Genomic DNA, 19859 nt, shown 5'->3' with positions numbered 1-19859 from the left:
GACTACCGCTCCCAGCAGGCCCGTTGACCGACGAACGGCTCAGGCGGCGTCCCCGCGGCGACCGACCCCGACCGGCTCCGACGGCGTCCCCGGACCACGCCGGTCGACGGATCCACGCAAGGCGCGCAGGGCGAGCAGAAGTACGCCGATGTCGTCCAAGTACACCGGATCGGGCAGCAGATCGGCCGGGAGCACGAAGTACGCGAGGGCGCCCCAGAACACCCAGCGCGGCCCGGTCGGCAGGCCCGCACGGCGCAGCCTGCGCCGGGTCCGCACCAGCCGGACCAGCACCGCAGTCGCCACGGCCAGCAGACCGGCCGCGAGGACGGCGGCGCCGACGATCACCACTGTGGTCGAGTCCACCGAGCCCTCCTCGTCCTCGGGGCGCGCGCGGGAGCCCGCGGCGCGCACGCCTCATCCAACGGATTCCCTGCTCCGGCGCGGCTATGGCCGCACTGCGGCAACCGGAGCAATCGCACATCTGACCAAGCGGTGGCTCAGGCGGTCGGGAGGGTCTGCTGGGAGGCGACTCATACGTCTGGCGTACTCCGGTGGCGGTTGTGCTCGGCAACGCTTAGTAATGGACTCCGTACAGTCGCGTGTCGCTTCGGGGGCGCAGCAGCGGCAGCGCACCCCTCTCTGGAGCACTGCATGACCACCCGCTCTTCATCACCCAGTTCCAACGACCCCGCCATACCCACCGCCCCCTCCGAGGCCGCCGACGGCGACCCCGTGGGCGGGCTGCTGCACGCCGCCGTGGCCGACCGGCCCGTGGAGGACGTCGCGAGGCTCATCACCCTGCTGGAGCGCTCGCCCGAGCACGCCGGCTCCACCGTTCAGGCACTCCGTACGGTCGGTGTGGACCGCTCCGTGGAGGACGTGACCCGCCTGGTCGACCTGCTCACCCGGCCACCGCGCACCGCCGAGGGCGCGGACGAGACGATCCGCGCCGCCGCCGAGCGGCGCCCGGTCGAGGACGTGTCGCGGCTGGTCGGACTGCTGCACCGCACCGACCTGCAGCCGCACTGCGGGCGGCTGGTGGTGCGCGCGGCGGCCACCGGGCGTCCGGTGGAGGAACTCGTCGAACTGATCCGGCGCCTGTCGGCGGAACGCGACGGTCTCTCGACCCCCGACTCGCCGCCGGAGCCGCCCGCGGCGCCCCCGCGCCCGGTCCGGCCGCCCATCTGGCCCGGCAGGCTCACCGTGGCGGCCCTGGTGGTGTGCGCGGTGGCGTACTTCCCGCTCCACCCGGAGGGCTTCGGCCTGCGGGTCTACGCCCTGGCCCTGGGCATGTCGGTGGCGTGCCTGGCGGTGGCCCTGCTGCTGACGCTACGGACCACGGCACCGTTCCTGGCGACCGCGGCCCTGCTCCCGGCGGCCCTGGCCGCTGCCCAACTCCTCGGCGAGCGGCTGCCCTTGGCACCCCTGTCGCGCTCCCTGCACCTCGCCCTCGCCCCGCCCTGGGCCGCCGCCCTGACCGCGGGCTGCGCGGCCGTGGTGGCTCTGACGGGCCTGCTGGCCCATGTGACGTCACCCGGACGGGCACAGGCGCGCACGGCACCCGCGCCCGTGGAGCGGGCGACGCCCGAGGAGCCGACGCCGCGTGAAACGGCGGGGGTGAGCGCCGGTCCGCAGTGACGGCCGGGCAGCGCTCGTACGGCGCCCGGAGGGACCTTCGCGGGTTCTCCGGGCGCCGTCCCGTGCGCGTGTCCGTCAGGCGCTGTCCGGGCTGTGCTCGGAGCGCTCCGTGGCCCGCGAGGGCGCGGGTGCCGGGCTCGGTCGCAGCGACAGGGCGGATTCCTTCAGACGGGTGAAGGTCCGGGTCAGGGACTGGAGGGGGGAACCCTCGGACGAGGGCTGCCGCGGGGGCGGGAGCTCGGCCGCCTCGCGATAGGCGGCGAGGGCCTCGTTGGCCCGTTCCGCGGCCTCCCGGTACAGGTCCCGGGACTTGGTCATCGCCTCCAGCGCCTCGGCGTACATCGCCACCAGGGCGCGTTCGCGGGCGAGCTCCTCTTCGAGGGTGAGCAGGGTCCAGCGCTCGCGCAGCGCGGTGACGGCGTCCTCGGCGCCCTCCGGCAGCGGGCGGTCCAGCGCCGCGTACCGGGTGACGGCGGCGATCAGCTCGGCGGGTTCGGTGCCGTCGAGGAAGACGGTGCGCACGGAGAACGCGGCCGGGTCGTAGTCCGGCGGGACCGGGGAGCCGGGCAGGACGACGGCGCCGCCGCGCGGTACCTCCACGCCGGTGCCGCGCAGCGCCCAGTTCACCATGCGCAGTTGGTGCGGGGCGGCGCGGTGCTCCACGACCCGGTGCCGCAGCCCCGGCGGCAGCATCGCGCCGAGCGGCCGCTGTCCGCGCTGGTCGGTGGTCATGGCCTCGTGCACCACCACATGGACGGCCCAGCCGTCACCGGTGGCGTCCTTCAGCAGGTGCCGCATGGCCTTGTCGTCGTCGGGAAGCGGGTCGAGGCCGCCCAGGCGCGCTCCGGTGGCCGGATCCCGGTCCCACCCGGCGTCCGGCTCCGACGGCCAGAACAGTTCCGCGGGCGACGGCCAGCGGGGATCCCAGGGGCGCTCCGCCTCGGCGGCCAGCGTCCAGTCCCCGGTGCCGGAGAGGGCCAGCCGGGCCCGTACCGTCACCGTCGAGCCCTCGACCCGCCAACGGGCCTCGAACACGCGCTCATCCGCGCGCTGCTGCGCGGCCGGTTCCGCGAAGTCGTCGATGCCGCCGTCGTCCTTGCGCCGCCGCAGCCACTGCCGTACCACCTCCTCGGCGGCACGGGAGCCGGTGTGCCGGCCGCGGGCCAGCCAGACGGTGGGGGGAGTGGTGGGGCGGACGTTCGGCGTGCTGGGCATGGGTCCTGGGGGCGACGGGGGCAGGTGCTCCGTCCAGTATCGGCGCTTGGGAGCGGTCCCCCGTCACCGGGGGTCCGCACACGGGGTGTGTGCGGACCGCACCGGCCGGATGCCGTTCACTCGTGGTCCGAGGCGGCTGAGTTCATGACAATGGCCCGTGCGCAGGGCCCGCCCACCATCCGCATTGGGGCGGGCCCTGCGCACTTTGTCACACTTTGTCAGCCGTGGTACTTGATGTAGCCGTTGCCGTCCGGGTCGGAACCGCTCTTGGTGTACTTGTGCGAGTCGGCACCCGCGCCCGTGGGCTTGTTCAGGTAGATGGTGTCCTTGTCGTTGTTCCAGATGAAGTTGCAGTTGTCGCGGTAGACGACGTTCTTGGCGTCGGAGTCGGTCCCGTGCCCCCCGCGCAGCTTGATCTGGTCACCGGGCTGCAGGTAGTGGTTCGCGGTGAACGTGAACCTGTTCCCAACGGCGTCCTTGACGACGTAACCCTTGAGGTTGACCGTCTTGGTGGACGAGTAGTTCTTGATCTCCAGGTACTCGGACTTGGAGTTGCCGGTCGCGCAGTTGTTGGAGTCGCGGCCCGGAGCGTCGTACTGGACACCCTTGATCTTCAGGGCCGAGGTGTACTCGGCGGCCTGGGCCGGTACGACCGACAGTGCGACGAGCGTGCCCGCGGCGGCCGTCGCCCCCAGAAGAATGCGTATGCGCATGACGAAGCCCCCCTTGTGAAGGTTCAGTGAAGAGATCCGATCATATGCATGCGGCGGACTGGTGAGGTCCGTTGGGGTCGATCGGTCAGAACCGTTCACAAAACGATCCAGCGGGAAGACCTTTCGATCAGGTCTTCCCGCTGGATGACATCCCGCCGTCGCCGGGCGGTAACTGCCTCAGTAGCGCTGCGCCTTGGCGATTTTCGCCGTCAGCGGCGGCTCCGGAGGCTTGCGGCTGATGGCGATCGGGGTGGCGCGCTCACCGGGCTCCAGGTCCTCCGCGCCGACGTACCGCGTCTCCACGACCTTGCCGTCGGAGTCGCTGAAGTCGACCTGGACGGCGTACGAGGCGGTCTCGTCCGTGCGGTTGGTGATGCTGACGACGACGGCGAGCAGTCCGCCGGTGTCGGCCCGGGGCTTGCCGCGCAGCGAGACGTCGGCCATGGCGTTGCCCTGGCCCTCGACGTCCTCCAACTGCTCCTGCGCGGCGGCGTTGGCGCGGGCCACCTCCGCGGAGACGGACGCCTCGAACTCGGAGGCGCGCGCCGAGGCGGACGAAGCCCTCGCGGACAGGGACGCCTTGACCGACTCGGCCGCCGAACCCAGCGCGGAGGGCAGGGTGCCCGAGAAGGACGCCGTGTCCGGCGCGGTGCGGCTCCGTGTGGGTGCCGAGCCGTTGTCGTCGTCGTCCGAGCCGCACGACACCAGGGAGACCGCGCCCACGGCGGCCGCCAGGATCCCGGCCAGCGCCATGGCCGCCGAGCGGCTCCGGGGCGGTCTTGTCGGTCGCTGGGGGCCTGTGCGCATGGCCGGTGATCCTTCCGTCGGCTTTCACGATCCCCCGCCACATCGTGCACGACGTGCAGCCGGGCAGCCACTCGGCGTACGCGGAAGGGCCCGGGACGGCCGGTCCCGGGCCCCGCACGCCGTAGGGATCAGGCGCCGCTCGCGCGGAGCATGTCCTCCCGCTCGACGATCTTCACGCGCTCACGGCCCTGCGGCTCGCCCAGTGCCTTCTCGGCGGCGTCCAGCTTGTACCAGCCCTCCCAGGTGGTGAAGCGGATCTCGCGCTCGGCCAGGAACGCCTCCACGGCCTCCGGCGCGGGTGTGCCCGGCGTCTGCAGCCGCCCGTTCGCGAAGTCGTCCAGCAGGTTCGCCACGGTCTCGTTGGCGTCGCCCTTGGTGTGGCCGATCAGACCCACCGGGCCGCGCCGGATCCAGCCGGTGACGTAGGTGGAGTCCAGGTGCTCGCCGGTCTCCTGCATGACCCGGCCGCCCTCGTCCGGGACGGTGCCGGACTCGATGTCCCACGGCAGCTTCGGGAGCTTGTCGGAGAGGTAGCCGACGGCCCGGTAGACCGCGCCGACCTCCCAGTCCGTGTACTGGCCGGTGCCCTTGACGTTGCCGGTGCCGTCCAGCTCGGTGCGCTCGGTGCGCAGACCGACGACCTTGCCGTCCTCGCCGAGGATCTCCACCGGCGACTCGAAGAAGTGCAGGAAGAGCTTGTGCGGACGGTTGCCGACGTCGCGGATCGCCCAGTTCTCCAGGGTCTTGGCGACCATGTCGACCTGCTTGTTGGAGCGGCGCTGCTCGATGGAGCCCTCGTCGTAGTCGATGTCCTCGGGGTTGACGATGACTTCGATGGTGGGGGAGTGGTCCAGCTCGCGCAGCTCCATCGGGCTGAACTTCGCCTGCGCCGGGCCGCGGCGGCCGAAGACGTGGATCTCCACGGCCTTGTTGGCCTTCAGGCCCTTGTAGACGTTCGGCGGGATCTCGGTCGGCAGCAGCTCGTCCGCGGTCTTGGCGAGGATGCGGGAGACGTCCAGCGCCACATTGCCCACGCCCAGCACGGCGACCTTCTCCGCCTCCAGCGGCCAGGTGCGCGGCACGTCCGGGTGGCCGTCGTACCAGGACGCGAAGTCGGCGGCGCCGAAGGAGCCGTCCAGGTCGACGCCCGGTATCTTCAGCTCGCGGTCGGCCATGGCGCCGGTGGAGAAGATGACGCCGTCGTAGAAGGCGCGCAGATCGTCCAGGTGCAGATCGGCGCCGTACTCCACATTGCCGAAGAGGCGGACCTGGGGCTTGTCGAGGACCTGGTGCAGGGCCGTGATGATGCCCTTGATGCGCGGGTGGTCGGGAGCGACGCCGTAGCGGATCAGACCGAACGGGGCCGGCATGCGCTCGAAGATGTCGATGGAGACACCGGGGTCGGCGGCCACCTCGGACTTGAGCAGCGCGTCGGCGGCGTAGATCCCGGCGGGGCCGGCTCCGACTATGGCTACCCGCAGGGGGCGGGGCATGATCAGGTTCCCTTCGAGCGAGGACAAGCGACTCGACGGGAAGCCTAAGCTAAGGCAACCCTAAGTCGGTACGGGGGTCCGCTCTATGAGCTCATAAGGCACGCTTATGGGTTGTCCCCGGCCTCGCTTATGGGTGGTTCCGCGTCCACAGGCGGCGCGCCTGCGCCTACGGGCGGTGCGCTCGCGCCTACGGGCGGCGGCCCCTACGGCAGCGGCTGCTCCGCCCAGATCACCTTGCCCTCGGACGTGTACCGCGTGCCCCAGCGCTCCGCGACCTGCGCCACCAGGAACAGCCCGCGCCCGCCCTCGTCCGTCATCGCGGCGTACCGCAGATGCGGCGAGGTGTTGCTGCTGTCGAAGACCTCGCAGATCAGCGTCCGGTCGCGCATCACCCGCACCCGGATGGGCTCACCGCCGTACCGGATCGCGTTGGTCACCAACTCGCTGAGGATCAGCTCGGTGGTGAACCCCAGCTCCTCCAGGTCCCAGTCGGCGAGCCGCCGGGTCACCTCCGCGCGCACCTTGGCGACCTCCGCCGGATCCGACGGCACCTCCCACTCCGCGACCCGGTCGGCGGGCAGCTCCCGGGTCCGCGCCACCAGCAGCGCGATGTCGTCACCGGGACGGTCCGGCAGCCGGGCGTCCAGCACCCTCCGGCAGGTCTCCTCCGGCGAACCGCCGCCCGCCCGCTCCAGCGCCTCCCGCAGCAGCTCCAGACCCTCGTCGATGTCGTGCTCCCGGTCCTCCACCAGACCGTCGGTGTACAGCACCAGCCGGCTGCCCTCCGCGAGGTCCAGCTCGGCCGTCTCGAAGGGCAGCCCACCCAGCCCCAGCGGAGGACCCGCGGGCACGTCCGGGAACTCCACGCTCCCGTCCGGGTGGATCAGCGCGGGCGGCGGATGCCCGGCCCGGGCGACCGTGCAGCACCCGGTCACCGGGTCGTACACCGCGTACAGACAGGTCGCCCCGGTCACCGGCGCGCTCGCGGCCTCCGCCGCCTCGTCCTGGTCGATCCGGGCGACCAACTCGTCCAGCAGCGAGAGCAGTTCCTCCGGCGGCAGGTCCAGCGCCGAGAAGTTGTGCACCGCGGTCCGCAGCCGGCCCATGGTGGCCGCCGCGTGCAGCCCGTGCCCGACCACGTCCCCCACCACCAGAGCCACCCGGGCCCCGGACAGCGGCAGTACGTCGAACCAGTCGCCGCCCACCCCGGCCTGCGCGGGCAGATACCGGTAGGCGATCTCCAGCGCGTTCTGCTCGGGCAGCGAACGGGGCAGCAGACTGCGCTGCAGCGTGACAGCCATGCTGTGCTCACGGGTGTAGCGGCGGGCGTTGTCGATGGAGACCGCCGCCCGCGCGACCAGCTCCTCCGCCAGCTCCAGCTCCTCGGCGTCGAACGGCTGCGGCTTCTCCGACCGCCAGAAACTGACCACGCCCAGCACCAGCGCCCCGGCCCGCAGCGGCACCGCGATCAGCGAGTGGATGCCGTACTCCACCACCTGCGCCGACCGCTCCAGATCCTGCGCCCGCCAGCCCGGCGCCTGGGCGAGCATCGGCTCCAGCACCGGCCGCCCCGCCTCCAGCGCCCGCGCCTGCGGCGAGGTCTCCACGAACGCGATCTCCTTGCCCAGCGGGTACAGCGGAGCGTCCTCACGGATGCCGCTGAACGCCGTCCGGTGCAGCGGCGACACCGTCTCGGCCTGGCCGCCGCTGAGCACCGCCCCGAACAGGTCGACGGTGACGAAGTCCGCGAACCTCGGCACGGCCAGGTCCGCCAGCTCCCCGGCGGTGCGCGTCACGTCCAGGCTGGTGCCGATGCCCACACCGGCGTCGTAGAGCATGCTCAGCCGCTCGCGCGCGGTCTCCGCCCGGCCGGACAGCGCCCGCAACTCGGTGGAGTCGCGCAGCGTCGCCACACTGCCGGACGGGCCGCCGCGCAGATTCGTCGGCCGCTGGTTCACCGCCAGCAGCCGCTCCTTGACCAGGTGCACCTCGTCGGTGGCCACCCGACCGGAGGTCAGCAGCTCCGCGGTGTCGGAGGCCAGCCCCAGCTCGGCGACCTGGCGGCCCTCCGCGTCGGCCGGCAGGTCGAGCAGCCGGTGCGCCTCGTCGTTGGCGAGCAGCAGCCGCCCCTCGTCGCCGACGATGATCACGCCCTCGCGCACGGCGTGCAGCACCGCGTCGTGGTGCTCGTACATCCGCGTCATCTCGTGCGGGCCCAGGCCGTGCGTCTGCCGCAGCAGCCGTCTGCTCACCAGGGCCGTACCGCCCGTCGCCAGGGCGAGCGCCACCGCCGCCGCGCTCAGCAGCAGCGGCAGCTGCTGGTCGGCGGTACCGCCCACGGTCGCCGTGGTGATCCCGGCCGACACCAGGCCCACCACCTTGCCGTCGGCGTCCTTGATCGGCACCACCGCCTGCACCAGCGGCCCGATCGTGCCGACGATCTCCTCCGTCACCACCTCGCCGCGCAGCGCGGGCTCGATGGTGCCCACGAACTGCTTGCCGATCCGGTCCGGCTTGGGGTGGCTGTAGCGGATGCCGTCGGTGTTCATGACGACGATGAAGTCGACCCCGGTCGTCACCCGCGCGGCCTCGGCCTGCGGCTGGAAGATCTTGGACGGGTCGGGTGCGCCGAGCGTCTCCACGGTGCCGGGCGCGTTGGCGAAGGACTGGGCGACCGCGACCGAGCGGTTGCGGGCCTCGCGGGTGCTGTCGTGCCGTACCTGGAGCACCAGCGCCACCACCGCGGCCACCACCAGCAGCATCACGATGACGACCTGGAACAGGAACACCTGCCCGGCCACACTGATCCGGCTCAGCGGCGACCTCGGCCGCCGGCTGTGCTTCGCCGGGCGCCCGCCGTCCGGTATGCCGCCTCCGCGCAGCCCGCGGGCGCGGTCGGGCGCACGGTGGGGACGCGGACCACTACGACGTCGGAGTGACCGGGCCCCTGATCGACCCGAGAGTCGGACCATGAGCCATGTCTACACTGCTCGACCCCAGGAGGCGAGAGGCGTAACACACCGTCACAGCATGTCACCGGGGTTCCTCAGGCATCGGGCCGGGGCGCCGCGCGCCGGGTGGCGAGCAGCAGCGCGATGTCGTCGGGCCGGTCGACGGTGTGCCGGGCGGTCGCCGTGAGCCGGTCCGCGATCTTCGCCAGCGACTGCCCGCCGGGCCTGCCGAGCGGAGTGCCCGCCCGGGCCAGTGCCACCCGCATCCGCCCGATGCCGTCGTCGATGTCCCCGCCGGGCCGCTCCACCAGCCCGTCCGTGTACAGCGCCAGCACCGCGCCCGGGTCGATGACCAGCTCCGCCACCGGGTAGCGGGCCTGCGGGTCCACACCGAGCACCACCCCGCCGGGCAGATCCACTCGGTGCGTACGACCGTCCGGGCTACGCAGCAGCGGCGGCAGATGCCCGGCACGGGCCGCCCGGGCCATGCCGGTGACCGGGTCGAGGCGGATGTAGCAGCAGCTCGCGAACAGCCCCGAGTCGATGTCGATCAGCAGCCGGTTCGTACCGCTCAGCACCTCGTCCGGCGGCCGGTCCCCGAGCGCGAACGCCCGCACCGCCGTGCGCAGCTGGCCCATCGTGGCCGCCGCCTGCACCCCGTGCCCCTGGACATCACCGATGACCAGGGCGAGCCCGTCCCCGGCGGCGACCACGTCGTACCAGTCCCCGCCGATCTCCATGCCCTGGGTCGCGGGCAGATACCGGCCCGCGGTCTCCATCAGCGGGTGCGCGGACAGCCGCCGCGGAAGCAACGCCTGCTGCAGGCCGCGGGCGAGGGTTGCCTCGCTCTCGTAGCGCCTGGCCTTCTCCATGGCGTGCGCGATCAGCCCGGCGAGCGCGGTGAGCGCGGCTCGCTCCTCGGTACTGAAGGTGCGCGACCGGTCGAAGCCGAGGATGCACGAACCGACCGGACGGCCGGAGGCGATCAGCGGCAGGAACGCCCGCGCGCCCTCCTCGGCGTCCAGCGGTATGCCCGGATAGGCCTCCCCGAGCTGCTCCATCGAGTCGAAGAAGAGCGGGCGACCGCTGGTCAGCGTCTCCACCCCGGGCAGCCGCTCGTCCAGCCCCACCCCCTCGAAGGGCGCCAGGAACCCGGGCGGGAAGCCGCTCTCCCAGGCCAGGAACAGATGGCGGTCCTGGAGCAGGTAGATCGCCAGCCGACGCCCGCCGAACGCGGGCAGCAGCTCCCGCATGACCACCGCGGACACCTGGCGCGCGGTCACCGCCTCGGTCAGCGCGATGGCCAGCACGATCGGCCGGTACAGCGGCGCCATGGACGGCTCCGGGGCCGGCGCGGCCTCGACGGGCTCGGCGACCTCCTTCGGGGCGTCGGCGGGCACCTCGACCACGTGGTGCGCCGGGCGCACCGAACAGGTCAGCAGCTCCGGGCCCGGGTGCAGGGACAGCACGAGCCAGTCCCCGGCGGCCTTGGCATCGGGCCGTCCGACGTGGAAGGACACCGGCTCCGGGGACAGCAGCGCCTTGCGCAGATGGTCCTCGCAGGCGGGCTGGGTCAGCCACGGCACGGCGTCCCACAGGGGTCTGCCGAGCAACTGCGACCGGGGCAGTTCCAACAGGTCGGCGGCGCGCGGATTGGCGTACACGACCGTCCCCAGCCGGTCCAGCGCGAACACTCCGTCGGGGAGCAGATCGGCCGCGGACTCGGCCGCCGAGGCGGGCCCGGGATCGATGACGACACCGTGCACCTCGGACACCGGGGACGCGCCGTTGTCCGCCCGCCACAACTCCACCAGCCGCAGCGCGCCGTCCGCGCCGCGCAGATACAGCGGCAGCGGCGGCGGCCGACCCGCGGAGGCGTCACGCAGTGCGGCGAGCAGCGGTTCGGGATCACCTGGGGCCACGGCATCGGCGAACGGACGCTCGCCGCTCGTGCACTCCTCGGCGACCGCCCCCAGCATCCTGCGCAGCCGGTCGTCCGCCGTCACAGCCCCGGTCGCGGGGTCCCAGCCGAAGCATCCGGCCCGCCCCGGCGGATGCGACGCGGGCGGCCGTACGCACAGCGGCTCGCCGTCCCACCGCACGGGCCCGTCCGCCTCCGCCTCCTTGAGCCGCCCCGCCAGCTCCTGCGCCAGCCGCGCCAGCCGCTCCCGCTCCGGCAGCAGCTCGGTGGCGTCGGCGGCGGCCGGACGCAGCACGGTGAGCACGCCGTACGCCTTGCCGTCGGTCGTGACCGGCACGTACAGGGACCCGAACTGGAACGGCAGACCGGCCGCGAACTGGGGATAGCGGCGCATGGTCTCGGTGGCGTTGGCCAGCACGACCTCGACCCCGAGCCGGTGCGCGTCGGCGACGGCGAAACGGCTGTCCATGTGCAGCCGCCACCAGGGCTTGAACAGGCGGCCCGGAAGTCCTACGAGCGCGGACAGGCGGAGCACTCCGGGCGTGCTGGAGGTCATGTAAACCCCCGCCGCGTGGCCTTCCGCGGCCCTGAACGCCTTCAGTGAGGCGTCGATCAGCGCCGCCGTCGACCGCCCGGGCGTCAGCTGCGTGTGCTCGACGCTCCCAGTCATCGGCCCCTACCTCGTCCGTGCGCCGTCCCTAGGGGCGACACAGCAAGAATGCGCCAGAAGACCCGCCCGCCGCACCCGGGCGGCACGGGAGTCCTGCCCTTTCCCGAGGATCACACGAGTCGGGCTCCGTGTACCCGGGGCGTGGGGGTTGAGTCCCGGATCTTCAGTACGGGCGGACGTTGGTGGCCTGGGTCCCCCTGGCGTGCTTGCTGATCGTGAGGCGGACGCGCTGACCTGCTTCGAACGTGCTGAAACTGTTCAAGTCGATCACGGAGGCGTGGACGAAGATGTCGCGGCCGCTGTCGAGGGTGATGAAGCCGAAGCCCTTCTCCAGGTTGAACCACTTGATGACGCCGGTGTGCTCGGCGGAGGCGGACGGGGTGAAGGCGGGGTTGCGGATGCGCAGGGCAGGGACGTCGTACCAATAGGCCGAGACGGTTCTGCCGGCGGTGGGCACGAAGTCCGGGAGGGTCAGGAACTCGGGACCTCCGGGGATGCCTGTGCCGAGCAAGCGGGCGATGTGGTGGGTCATGGCGTGCGGCTCTTGGTCGGACTGCTGGCGCGACGACAGCAACGCCCAGGTTCCCTCTCGGTCGGGGTCCTGGCTGAGCGACGACCAGATACGGTCCGGGTTCTGGGCGTGGGCGTCGAGGAGCAGCACTTTGAACCGGGCCGGGCTCTGCTTGAACATGGAATACAGGTCCTGGATGGACAGGGCGGTGGGGTGGGGGTGCTCGACATCGGTGTCCGGGAGCGCCAGAAACGCATCGTCCTGGGTCTCGATCAGATGGCCCGTATAGGCCAGCAGGAGCGTGTGCTCGGCCTGCCGGGCCGTATCGAGGAGCCTGGCTGCGAACCCTTCGCGAGAAGGCGGGTTCCAGAGCGCTTCGACATTCTGGGAGCCGAAGGCTCTGCTCTGATGCCCCCACCCCAGGGCGAACGCCAGCGCGTTCGCCGCGTTCGCGGCGCCCGGCAGGTCCGGCAGATTTTCGTCACGATAGGCACCGGCTCCAACGACCAAGGCACGCGACCGCGTCGGGTCGATGAGTCCGGGGGGCACGGAGAGTTGGGCCGAGCGCACATCGAGGCTTCCGGGGGGAGTGATGGGGGTGCCGACGAGCCGTTGGGACGGTTCGTGGACAGCCCCCACGGCCCCGATCACCTTGCCGCTCAGGTCGACGACAGCCGCACCGGGAGCGGGCCATGGGGCACGCGCGATCGGTTCGAGGTAGTAGGCGTTCCCTGCCGTATGGCTGACCAGACAGCGAAGTACGGTCACCTGGGCGGCTCGTTCGCCGTCGAGACCTACCACGAGGACCAGCCGGCCGGGGGACGGCATGGACGTCGCGTCCACCCGCTCCACGCCCGGCAGTTTCGCGCGGGGGTTCATGGTCAGGTAGGAGAGCTCCGTCGGCGTAGGGGACGGCGCAAGCCGTGCGGCGACGACGAGGTCGCCGTTGTGCGGCCGGACTCGTAGGACTCCGGTCAGGTCCGCGACGGGGATCCGTGGGAACGCGGTGACCACCAGCCCGTCGTCGGACAGGATGACGCCGCAGCCCAGCAGGTCGCCTCGACTGCTGCGAACCTGGCACAGACGCCGCTCGGCATCCTTTGCGATGTCCCGGATGACGGCGGCAGACCGTGGATCAGGGTCGTGGAAGGCGAAGACGGCGTCGAGGTGCCGGGCTGTGTCGGACAACCCTCGCTCGCGGGCGGACTGGGCGAGTGCGGGAAGCGAGTCACGGTCGGCGTACTGGGCCAGCACCTGCCACAGAGCCTCTGGCGGGTTGAACGAGGGGGTTTCCGCCTCGTACGCGTGCAGCAGTAGGCGGAGCAACCGGTACGGGCCTGCAAGGCGCGGTGTCCTGAGTATGAGCGGCGGTTTCTCCGCGAAAGGCTCGCAAGCGTACGCCAGGGCTTTGGAGATGTCCTGTTGCGTCAGGCCCTTCGGTACACCTGTGGGGAGATAGACCTCGGCCGCAGCCGTCAGCAGGTCCCGCCTCATATCGGGGGCATGGCCCAGACGCTGAATGTCCAGCGCCGCCCGCAGCACGGCTCTGGCGACCAAAGGTGCTGCCTCAACCCGTCGCAGTACGTCGGTATGCGCGATCCAGGGCTTGACGTACGCCACCTCGATGTACTCCTGCGGCGGAACCGCCTCCGCCTCGTCCTCCGTGATTTCGTCGAACACGACGACAGGCCCCGACCGCCACGGGGCGAACAAGTACCGGGCGTAGTGGAGGTGCTCGCGGCCAGAGGGACGCAGCTCGTTCAGCAGTACGACGGAGCGGGGCGGCAGGAGGAGCAGGCCTTGTTCCAGCCGGTCCAGATCCCGCGGAATCCAAAGGGTCCAGTCAGCCGGCAACTTGCGCACCGCACGGGCGATCGCCGTAGTCTTCCCCGCGCCCCGCGCCCCGACGAGCACCGTGCACGAGGAGTGGCCCTCCAGGGCCCGCGTGATGACCTCGTCGAGTTGCTCGTCCACCGCCCGCACGACGTAGCTCGACTCGTCCGGAACGTCCCACGAGAGATCCGAGACCCGCTGCCACTGCGGCTCCCACGCCTCCCCGGAACCGTCCGCCCCCGTCGCCCGAGTAGCGAACGGCACCGCCTCTCCCGCGACCGCCCACTGACCTCCCTCACCCCGGCCGGTGCGCCCCGCGAGAAAGTCACCCCCGCTGACCGCCCCCCGCTCACTGACCCCCGCCCCCATCTCCCGCCGTACGACTTCCTGCACCGACGTGATGGCGTCCCGCCGCTGTCCGCCGAGCAGGGCCTCGCGCACACCGGGCCGGAAGTCGAAAGGAACGCTGTCCGGGTCGGTGGCGTCTGCACCGGCCCAGGGCCTGAGCAAGCCGCCCAGGGCGACCTCCGCCAGGTGGCCGTGCTCGGAGTCCGGGAGCATGACCTGGCGGACCAGGTTCATGACCGGCAGGCTCAGCGGCACCGCGGACAGGTACCCGGCGAGCTGTTGCGCGGTCGGTGACGCTCCCGCGCGGAAGCGCCGCAGGATCTCCTCGACACTTTCTGCGCCCGGCTCTTCAGGAAGGGCAGATGCCGGCGCGTGCGCCCCCGGCACCCTCGGGACCGACAAGGACTGCACCCGTTTCCACTGACTGTCGCCAGCCACCACCCTCGCCAGCACCGACACCGACCCCGCCGTGGCCTCCACCACCGGAATCGCGATGCCCTCCGGTTCGGGGCGTCGGCGGCGTCGGCTCCGGTTGGCCGGGGACTGGCGCCAGGACGTGTTGGGTGCCGCCGGTCCCACCGAACGGACCAGCAACGCCCGAGGGCGCACCGCGCCCCGGTCCCACAGCCGGCGGGGCAGGACGTTGAGCAGGGCCACCGGACCGTGGGTCGACCACTGCCGCAGCATCCCGGCGGCCTCGGCCCCGGCCCAGCCGCTCGCCACCGTGTCGGTCACGACCAGGACGAGACGGTGGCCGGACGGGTCGGACACCTCCTGCACACTGCGCGGCTCGCCGTCCGGTGTCCGGGAGACCGACAGCGGCCCGCCCCCACCCGTGCCGCTCAGGTGCCACACGCGGACGTCCCTGAAGATGCCCGTCTGCACGAACACGCGCCGCAGTTCCGCCACCAGGTCGTGCCACAGCAGCATCGAGTGGTGGGCGTCGATCACCAGCGCCAGGTCCAGCCACCGCGCCTTGCGCGGGCGCAGCACGGGCAGCGGCAGTCGCTGCTCGACGGTGCGGCGGACGGTCAGTTCCTCGTCGAGTTCCAGGTCTGCGGAGCCGTAGTCCGGCTCCCGCCGGCCCGTGCTGCGGCCCAGGGGGCGCAGGGCCCGCATCAGGGCCAGCGGGTCCCGCAGGGACGCGGCACGACGGACTCGGACCAGTTCGATGCCGTCGCGTGAGGGGCCGGGCGCGTCCGTCACATCGGCCGCGCCGTAGAACTCCTCGGTCGGCTCCGGGGCCGCCTCCTCCCGCCCCGGCGAGCCGGGCTCGGGCAGGTCGAGCGGATCGGGATCCGCACCTGCCTCCGGCCACTGCCGTACGCCCGCGCCCGCCGTGCCGCCGACACGCGCCGCCAGCCAGAGGATGTCCGCCAGCTCCTCGGGGCCGGCGTCGGCGCCGGACTCCCGCAGGGCGCGGAACAGGTCCTCGATCACGCCAGCGGGCCCGTCAGCCGTTGCAGCACGGTCCTGAGGAAGTCCTCCCGCTCGTCCGCCCCGGACCACGCGCCGCTCAGCCGCAACTGGACGGCGTTCAGGAGTTGGTCGGTGGCCAGGTCGCCTTCCGTCCGGCGGGTGTCGAAAGCCTCGATGAGGTCCCGGTAGTCGTCGTCACCGGTCGATCCGTCGAGCCGCAGGCGCTGCCGGACGATCCGCTCCAGCTTGTCCTTCGTGGGCGGTTCGACGTGCAGGCGGATACAGCGGCGCAGGAACGGCGGCGGGAAGTCGCGCTCGCCGTTGCTGGTGAGCACCACGATCGGGAAGGCCCGGCACTGGACGCGTCCGCCCTCGATGCCGACGCGGGCCTTCGGGCCGTCCTGAGTGCCGACCCTGACCCGAGGCTGCCGGGCGGCGATCCGGGCCAGCTCGGGGATCTCGAAGGAGCCCTCCTCGAAGACGGTGAGGAGGTCGCCGGGCAGGTCGATGTCGCTCTTGTCGATCTCGTCGACGAGCAGCACCCGGGGCCGGTCCTGAGGCAGCAGCGCGGTGCCGAGCGGACCGAGGCGCAGATACGGTGCGATGGAGTTCCCCGAGGCGGGGCGCTTGGCGCCCGGCGGGCGGCGGCTGCGGCCGGAGGATGCCAGGTGCCTCAGGTTCGCGTCGTGCAGCCGCCCGATCGCGTCGTACTGGTAGAGCCCGTCCCGCAGGGAACTCCGGCTGGTCACCGGCCAGTGCAGGACCGGGCCGAGTTCGAGGTCGGCCGCGATGCTGTGGGCCAGAGTCGACTTGCCGACACCCGGCTTGCCGGTGACGAGCAGCGGGCGGCGCAAATACAGGGCCGTGTTGACGGCGTCCACTTCGTAGTCGTCGGGCACATAGCCGTCCCCGCGCTCGTACGTCTCCGCCCACGCCGGGCCCTCGGTGCCCGGCGGGGTGTACTCGGGATCGGGTTCGCCCTTGAACTCCCGCCACGGCGGCCGGTGTTCGTCGAGCCGGGCGCGCCGCTCCCCGACTGTGCCCGGGCCCCGGTAGATCCACCAGTCCTTGGCGGTGTCCATCCGACTTCCTCTCCTCGACGGCTGGTTCATGAGGACAACGACCGCCTGACCGGAATCCGCCCGGGGTCGTCCCAGAGCAGGGCGAGTGGTTGACGGCGCACCCGCAGGTGCTTGAGCTTGGTCGGCAGCTGCGCCACGTCCAGCGAGTCCATCTCCAGCGCGGTGCGGAGGGGTTCCTTCTCCGTTGCGGAGGGGCGGCGCCAGACGGCGATGGGTATGCCGCTGTCGATGACGGCGTCCAGCGCGTTCGGGACCAGGGGTTCGGTCACGTCGGCCAGTACGCACACGGGCGGTTCGTTCAGTTGCAGGACGTCGGCGAGGCCGTCGGTCACGTCGGTGTCGCACACTTCGTGCACGGCTTCCGGGTGGCGGCCGCCGTGGGTCTCGTACCACCGCCACTTGGTCCGCCATGGTTCCTCGACCAGCCCCTCCCGTTCGTCCGGGCAGCGGAGCACGACCTCGTACCAGCACCCGAGGGATGCGGTCTTGTTCGGGCGTCCCGTGGGAACCTCCCACGTCTCGAACGGCTCCTCCAACAGCTCGTACGGGACGTGGAACTCGATCCGCTTCGGCTTGGCGGACGCCTTGTGGGTCAGCAGGTGATCGCCGAGTGCCTTGCGTACGGCCTCCAGGTCCAGGGGCTGTTCGGAGTCGCCCACGTTCTCGAAGTCGCCCTGGTACGTCCACAGTTGGAGCCAGTACTCGTCCTCGCTCTCGGGGGTGAGGCGGACGTGCAGGGCGGGCGGCTCGGTGGGCTCCGGGGGAGGCGGCGGGAGCGGGTCGGCACCCAGCCGCTCACGGGTGCGTTCGACCCAGGCGGTCGCGGCCGCGGCCCAGTCGGACAACCGGGATCTGGAGGCGAGGTGCTGCATGAACGGCAGGACCAACGGGAGGCCGGGGCGCGTTCCCTGACGGTTGTTCAGGTCGCGGGCGATCTCCGTCAACTGTGTCGAGGGCAGACAGTGACCGGCGGGCGGGGCGCTGTCCGCCACCTCGAAGGCCCACCGGTACGCCTCGTAGGTGTGCGGGGGCATCCTGGGGAAGTCCTTGAGCAGTTCGGCCAGTTCCGTCCACGCGAGCTGGTCGAGGACACGCGCGCCGGTGGAGCCCGAAGGGTCGGTCCACCTGTCCCCGAACAGCGGTGATTCGTCCCACGAGGTGGCTATCTCGAACGTCGGCTGCTGCGATGCCCTGCCGTTCCGCTTCATGTCCGCGAAGTCCCCTTGCACGGCCCTGGCGATGTCGACCAGGTCCCGGACCGCGTCCGCCACCGTCAGCCCGTCAAGGCGCCTGAGCAGTGTGTCGGTGAACTGGCCCGCGCCCAGTTCCGCCCGGTTGGCCGCCGCCTGGCCCGGCCGAGCCGCGTACAGGACGAACTGGCGCCGCGCGGGTACCGGTTGGCCGACCGGGTACGCGACCGAGCCGAACCCCAGGCGGTCGCCGCGCCAACGGGTGTCGATGCGGCAGGCGTCGGTGATGGCGACGACGTCACGGAACCGTCCCCCGCCCACCGTGGTCGACCGCCACAGGTGCAGCGCCGAGGTCAGGTTGAGGTGGGTCGTGTGGGTCGCCGTCGCGTCGGAGTAGGGCAGGAGCAACTGGTGGGCGCGGTCGAGGAAACCGTGCCCGGCCCAGTAGATCCACAGCAGGTCGCCGTCCCGCTGCGGCAAGTCCTTGAGGAGCGCATCCTCCACGTTCTCCCGGGTGGCCGGATCGGCCGTCGCTCCGGCGGAGTTGCGGGACAGGGGCGACAGCAGCAGCCGTACGTTGGCCTGTGGGACGCCGGCCGTGCCGGTGAGCCAGTCGGCGAAGCGGGTGGCGTCCCGGGCGGGACCGGACAGGGCGAGGCCGCCGTCGATCTCGTACGACTCGATGCCGACGACGAGGGCGAAGGTCCGTTCCGGGGTGATCGGGGGCTCGCAGGCGGCGGGCGCCTCCGTCATCGCAGGGCCTCCGCGATGCGGTCGAAGACCGGATCGAGGCGCCAGTACGCGCTGTGCGAGACAGGGAAGGGCTGTCGGCTGCGGACCTCGTGGTCGGTGACCCGGGCGCCGTCGCCGAAGAGGGGCTCGGCGAGGTAGGAGAGCAGGTCGCGGCGGTCGTAGATGTTGAGCCATTCGGGGAAGCCATCGGGCAGCGCCGAGCCGGGTTCGAGGCCCGCGAGGGCCCCGAGCTCGTGCAGGAACGGCGCCTGCGAACCCACGGTCACCAGCAGCCGTACCGGCAGGGCCCGCCCGCGCCGCGCGGCCAGTGCCAGGGTGTCCACCAGGGCGATGCCGCCGAGGCTGTGGCCGATCAGCACCGGCGGCTCGGGGCCGCGGCCGATCACCTTCTCCAGGTGGGCGCGCAGATGCTCGCCGCGCGCCTGGTAGCGCAGGATGTCGCCGACCTCGGACGCCTTGTCGGAGGTCAGCTCGCCGCGCTTGTTGTCCAGCACGGACTGCGGGGTCAGTCGCTGGGCCAGCTTGAACAGCACGCCCGCCGTACGGGTCAGGACACCGCGCGCGGTGCCGCCGAGCCGGTCGCTCAGCCGGTCGACGAGTTCGTCCCGTTCGTCGCCGGTGCACAGGGCGGTGTCCTGCGCCTCGGCGAGCATCGTGGCGACCACGGCCCGGCTGGTGAGGAGGACGAGTTCGGCGGCGGTGGCCTCGTCCTCGGCGGCGAGGGACGCGGCGTGGAACTCGTCGGAGTCCGCCACGGAGTCCAGGGCTGCGCGGTAGCCGTCGGCCAGGCCGGTGTCGCGTAGGAGCACGGCGAGTTCGTCGGCCGGGTCGAGGGCGCGCGGCAGGCCGCCCAGTCGGTCGCGGACCTCATCACCGGGGCTCTGAAGGCCCGGCAGCCCGAATCCGCCGTCGTCGTCCGGGCCGGCGCCGAGTTCCGCGAGCACCCGCAGCTCGCACAGCGGGTCGGTGAGCAGCAGCAGCCATTCGGCGGTCTCGGGGTCGTCCTCGACGACGTCCGCCGCCGTGACCGGACGCATACCCGGCACGGAGGCGCCCCCGGCGGCCAGCGTGGCACCGAACTCCAGGCCCCAGTAGCACGGTTCCACCTCCGCCGTCGGGAACCGCTTCCGTAACCCCGCCTCGACCTGCCGGAACAACTCGTCGAACCGTTCCTTGCGGACCCCGGTCCCATGAACGAAGACGAACCGCATACGTCCCCCGCCCCCCAACGCGCCTGTGCGCTCAGGAGAATAGTCCGTCCGCGCACCCCGGGCAGGCCGTACGGGAACCTGCCGCGGTCCCGTCCCGGCGTGCC

12 protein-coding genes are annotated in these 19859 nt (G+C 72.1%); 1 reads left to right on the top strand and 11 read right to left on the bottom strand.

Annotation, left to right across the window (positions count from 1 at the left end; genetic code table 11):
* Positions 1-39: 39 nt before the first annotated feature.
* Positions 40-363, bottom strand: a complete 324-nt coding sequence (locus tag ACZ7L7_RS14535; RefSeq protein ID WP_285512648.1) for a DUF1232 domain-containing protein — start codon at positions 361-363, stop codon at positions 40-42.
* A gap of 288 nt (positions 364-651) precedes the next feature.
* Between ACZ7L7_RS14535 and ACZ7L7_RS14530 the strand changes: the two genes are divergently transcribed.
* Entirely contained in the window at positions 652-1638 is a 987-nt protein-coding gene (locus ACZ7L7_RS14530) for a hypothetical protein (RefSeq protein WP_285512647.1), read from the top strand.
* A gap of 75 nt (positions 1639-1713) precedes the next feature.
* Here the strand turns inward: ACZ7L7_RS14530 and ACZ7L7_RS14525 are convergent, their stop codons facing one another.
* From ACZ7L7_RS14525 to ACZ7L7_RS14480, 10 genes are all read right to left on the bottom strand, one after another.
* Positions 1714-2853, bottom strand: coding sequence for a hypothetical protein (locus ACZ7L7_RS14525; protein WP_285512646.1), 1140 nt, complete (start codon positions 2851-2853; stop codon positions 1714-1716).
* A 218-nt stretch (positions 2854-3071) separates the two neighbouring features.
* Entirely contained in the window at positions 3072-3566 is a 495-nt protein-coding gene (locus tag ACZ7L7_RS14520) for a lamin tail domain-containing protein (protein WP_285512645.1), read from the bottom strand.
* Positions 3567-3743: 177 nt separating this feature from the next.
* A complete protein-coding gene (locus ACZ7L7_RS14515) occupies positions 3744-4373 on the bottom strand; it encodes an FxLYD domain-containing protein (RefSeq protein ID WP_285512644.1) in 630 nt (209 codons plus the stop codon).
* A gap of 128 nt (positions 4374-4501) precedes the next feature.
* A complete protein-coding gene (locus ACZ7L7_RS14510) occupies positions 4502-5866 on the bottom strand; it encodes an FAD-dependent oxidoreductase (protein ID WP_472075969.1) in 1365 nt (454 codons plus the stop codon).
* A gap of 203 nt (positions 5867-6069) precedes the next feature.
* The gene (locus ACZ7L7_RS14505) at positions 6070-8838 is read right to left on the bottom strand and encodes a SpoIIE family protein phosphatase (protein ID WP_472075968.1); all 2769 of its coding nucleotides are present in this window, start codon (positions 8836-8838) and stop codon (positions 6070-6072) included.
* 74 nt (positions 8839-8912) lie between these two features.
* On the bottom strand, positions 8913-11408 hold the full coding sequence (locus ACZ7L7_RS14500; protein ID WP_471593369.1) for a SpoIIE family protein phosphatase: 2496 nt from the start codon (positions 11406-11408) through the stop codon (positions 8913-8915).
* 163 nt (positions 11409-11571) lie between these two features.
* Positions 11572-15540 carry an SAV_2336 N-terminal domain-related protein gene (locus tag ACZ7L7_RS14495; protein ID WP_472075967.1) on the bottom strand — a complete coding sequence of 1323 codons (3969 nt, stop codon included), beginning with the start codon at positions 15538-15540 and terminating at the stop codon, positions 11572-11574.
* Positions 15537-16601: an AAA family ATPase gene (locus ACZ7L7_RS14490; RefSeq protein ID WP_471432461.1), complete on the bottom strand. Its 1065-nt coding sequence runs from the start codon at positions 16599-16601 to the stop codon at positions 15537-15539. The genes ACZ7L7_RS14495 and ACZ7L7_RS14490 overlap by 4 nt, the downstream gene beginning before the upstream one ends.
* A 26-nt stretch (positions 16602-16627) precedes the next feature.
* Positions 16628-18544: a VMAP-C domain-containing protein gene (locus tag ACZ7L7_RS14485; protein ID WP_471593368.1), complete on the bottom strand. Its 1917-nt coding sequence runs from the start codon at positions 18542-18544 to the stop codon at positions 16628-16630.
* A complete protein-coding gene (locus ACZ7L7_RS14480) occupies positions 18541-19755 on the bottom strand; it encodes an alpha/beta fold hydrolase (RefSeq protein ID WP_472075964.1) in 1215 nt (404 codons plus the stop codon). The genes ACZ7L7_RS14485 and ACZ7L7_RS14480 overlap by 4 nt, the downstream gene beginning before the upstream one ends.
* Positions 19756-19859: the final 104 nt, after the last annotated feature.

The sequence above is a fragment of the Streptomyces sp. NPDC110618 genome, from assembly GCF_055657065.1.
This window is presented reverse-complemented; position numbering and strand designations above follow the sequence as displayed.

What these genes read in the sequence shown, in the direction of transcription:
- ACZ7L7_RS14530 (WP_285512647.1), top strand. Translation starts at nt 652, where the DNA reads ATGACCACCCGCTCTTCATCACCCAGTTCCAACGACCCCGCCATACCC.
- ACZ7L7_RS14525 (WP_285512646.1), bottom strand. Translation starts at nt 2,853, where the DNA reads ATGCCCAGCACGCCGAACGTCCGCCCCACCACTCCCCCCACCGTCTGG.
- ACZ7L7_RS14520 (WP_285512645.1), bottom strand. Translation starts at nt 3,566, where the DNA reads ATGCGCATACGCATTCTTCTGGGGGCGACGGCCGCCGCGGGCACGCTC.
- ACZ7L7_RS14515 (WP_285512644.1), bottom strand. Translation starts at nt 4,373, where the DNA reads ATGCGCACAGGCCCCCAGCGACCGACAAGACCGCCCCGGAGCCGCTCG.
- ACZ7L7_RS14510 (WP_472075969.1), bottom strand. Translation starts at nt 5,866, where the DNA reads ATGCCCCGCCCCCTGCGGGTAGCCATAGTCGGAGCCGGCCCCGCCGGG.
- ACZ7L7_RS14505 (WP_472075968.1), bottom strand. Translation starts at nt 8,838, where the DNA reads ATGGTCCGACTCTCGGGTCGATCAGGGGCCCGGTCACTCCGACGTCGT.
- ACZ7L7_RS14500 (WP_471593369.1), bottom strand. Translation starts at nt 11,408, where the DNA reads ATGACTGGGAGCGTCGAGCACACGCAGCTGACGCCCGGGCGGTCGACG.
- ACZ7L7_RS14490 (WP_471432461.1), bottom strand. Translation starts at nt 16,601, where the DNA reads ATGGACACCGCCAAGGACTGGTGGATCTACCGGGGCCCGGGCACAGTC.
- ACZ7L7_RS14485 (WP_471593368.1), bottom strand. Translation starts at nt 18,544, where the DNA reads ATGACGGAGGCGCCCGCCGCCTGCGAGCCCCCGATCACCCCGGAACGG.
- ACZ7L7_RS14480 (WP_472075964.1), bottom strand. Translation starts at nt 19,755, where the DNA reads ATGCGGTTCGTCTTCGTTCATGGGACCGGGGTCCGCAAGGAACGGTTC.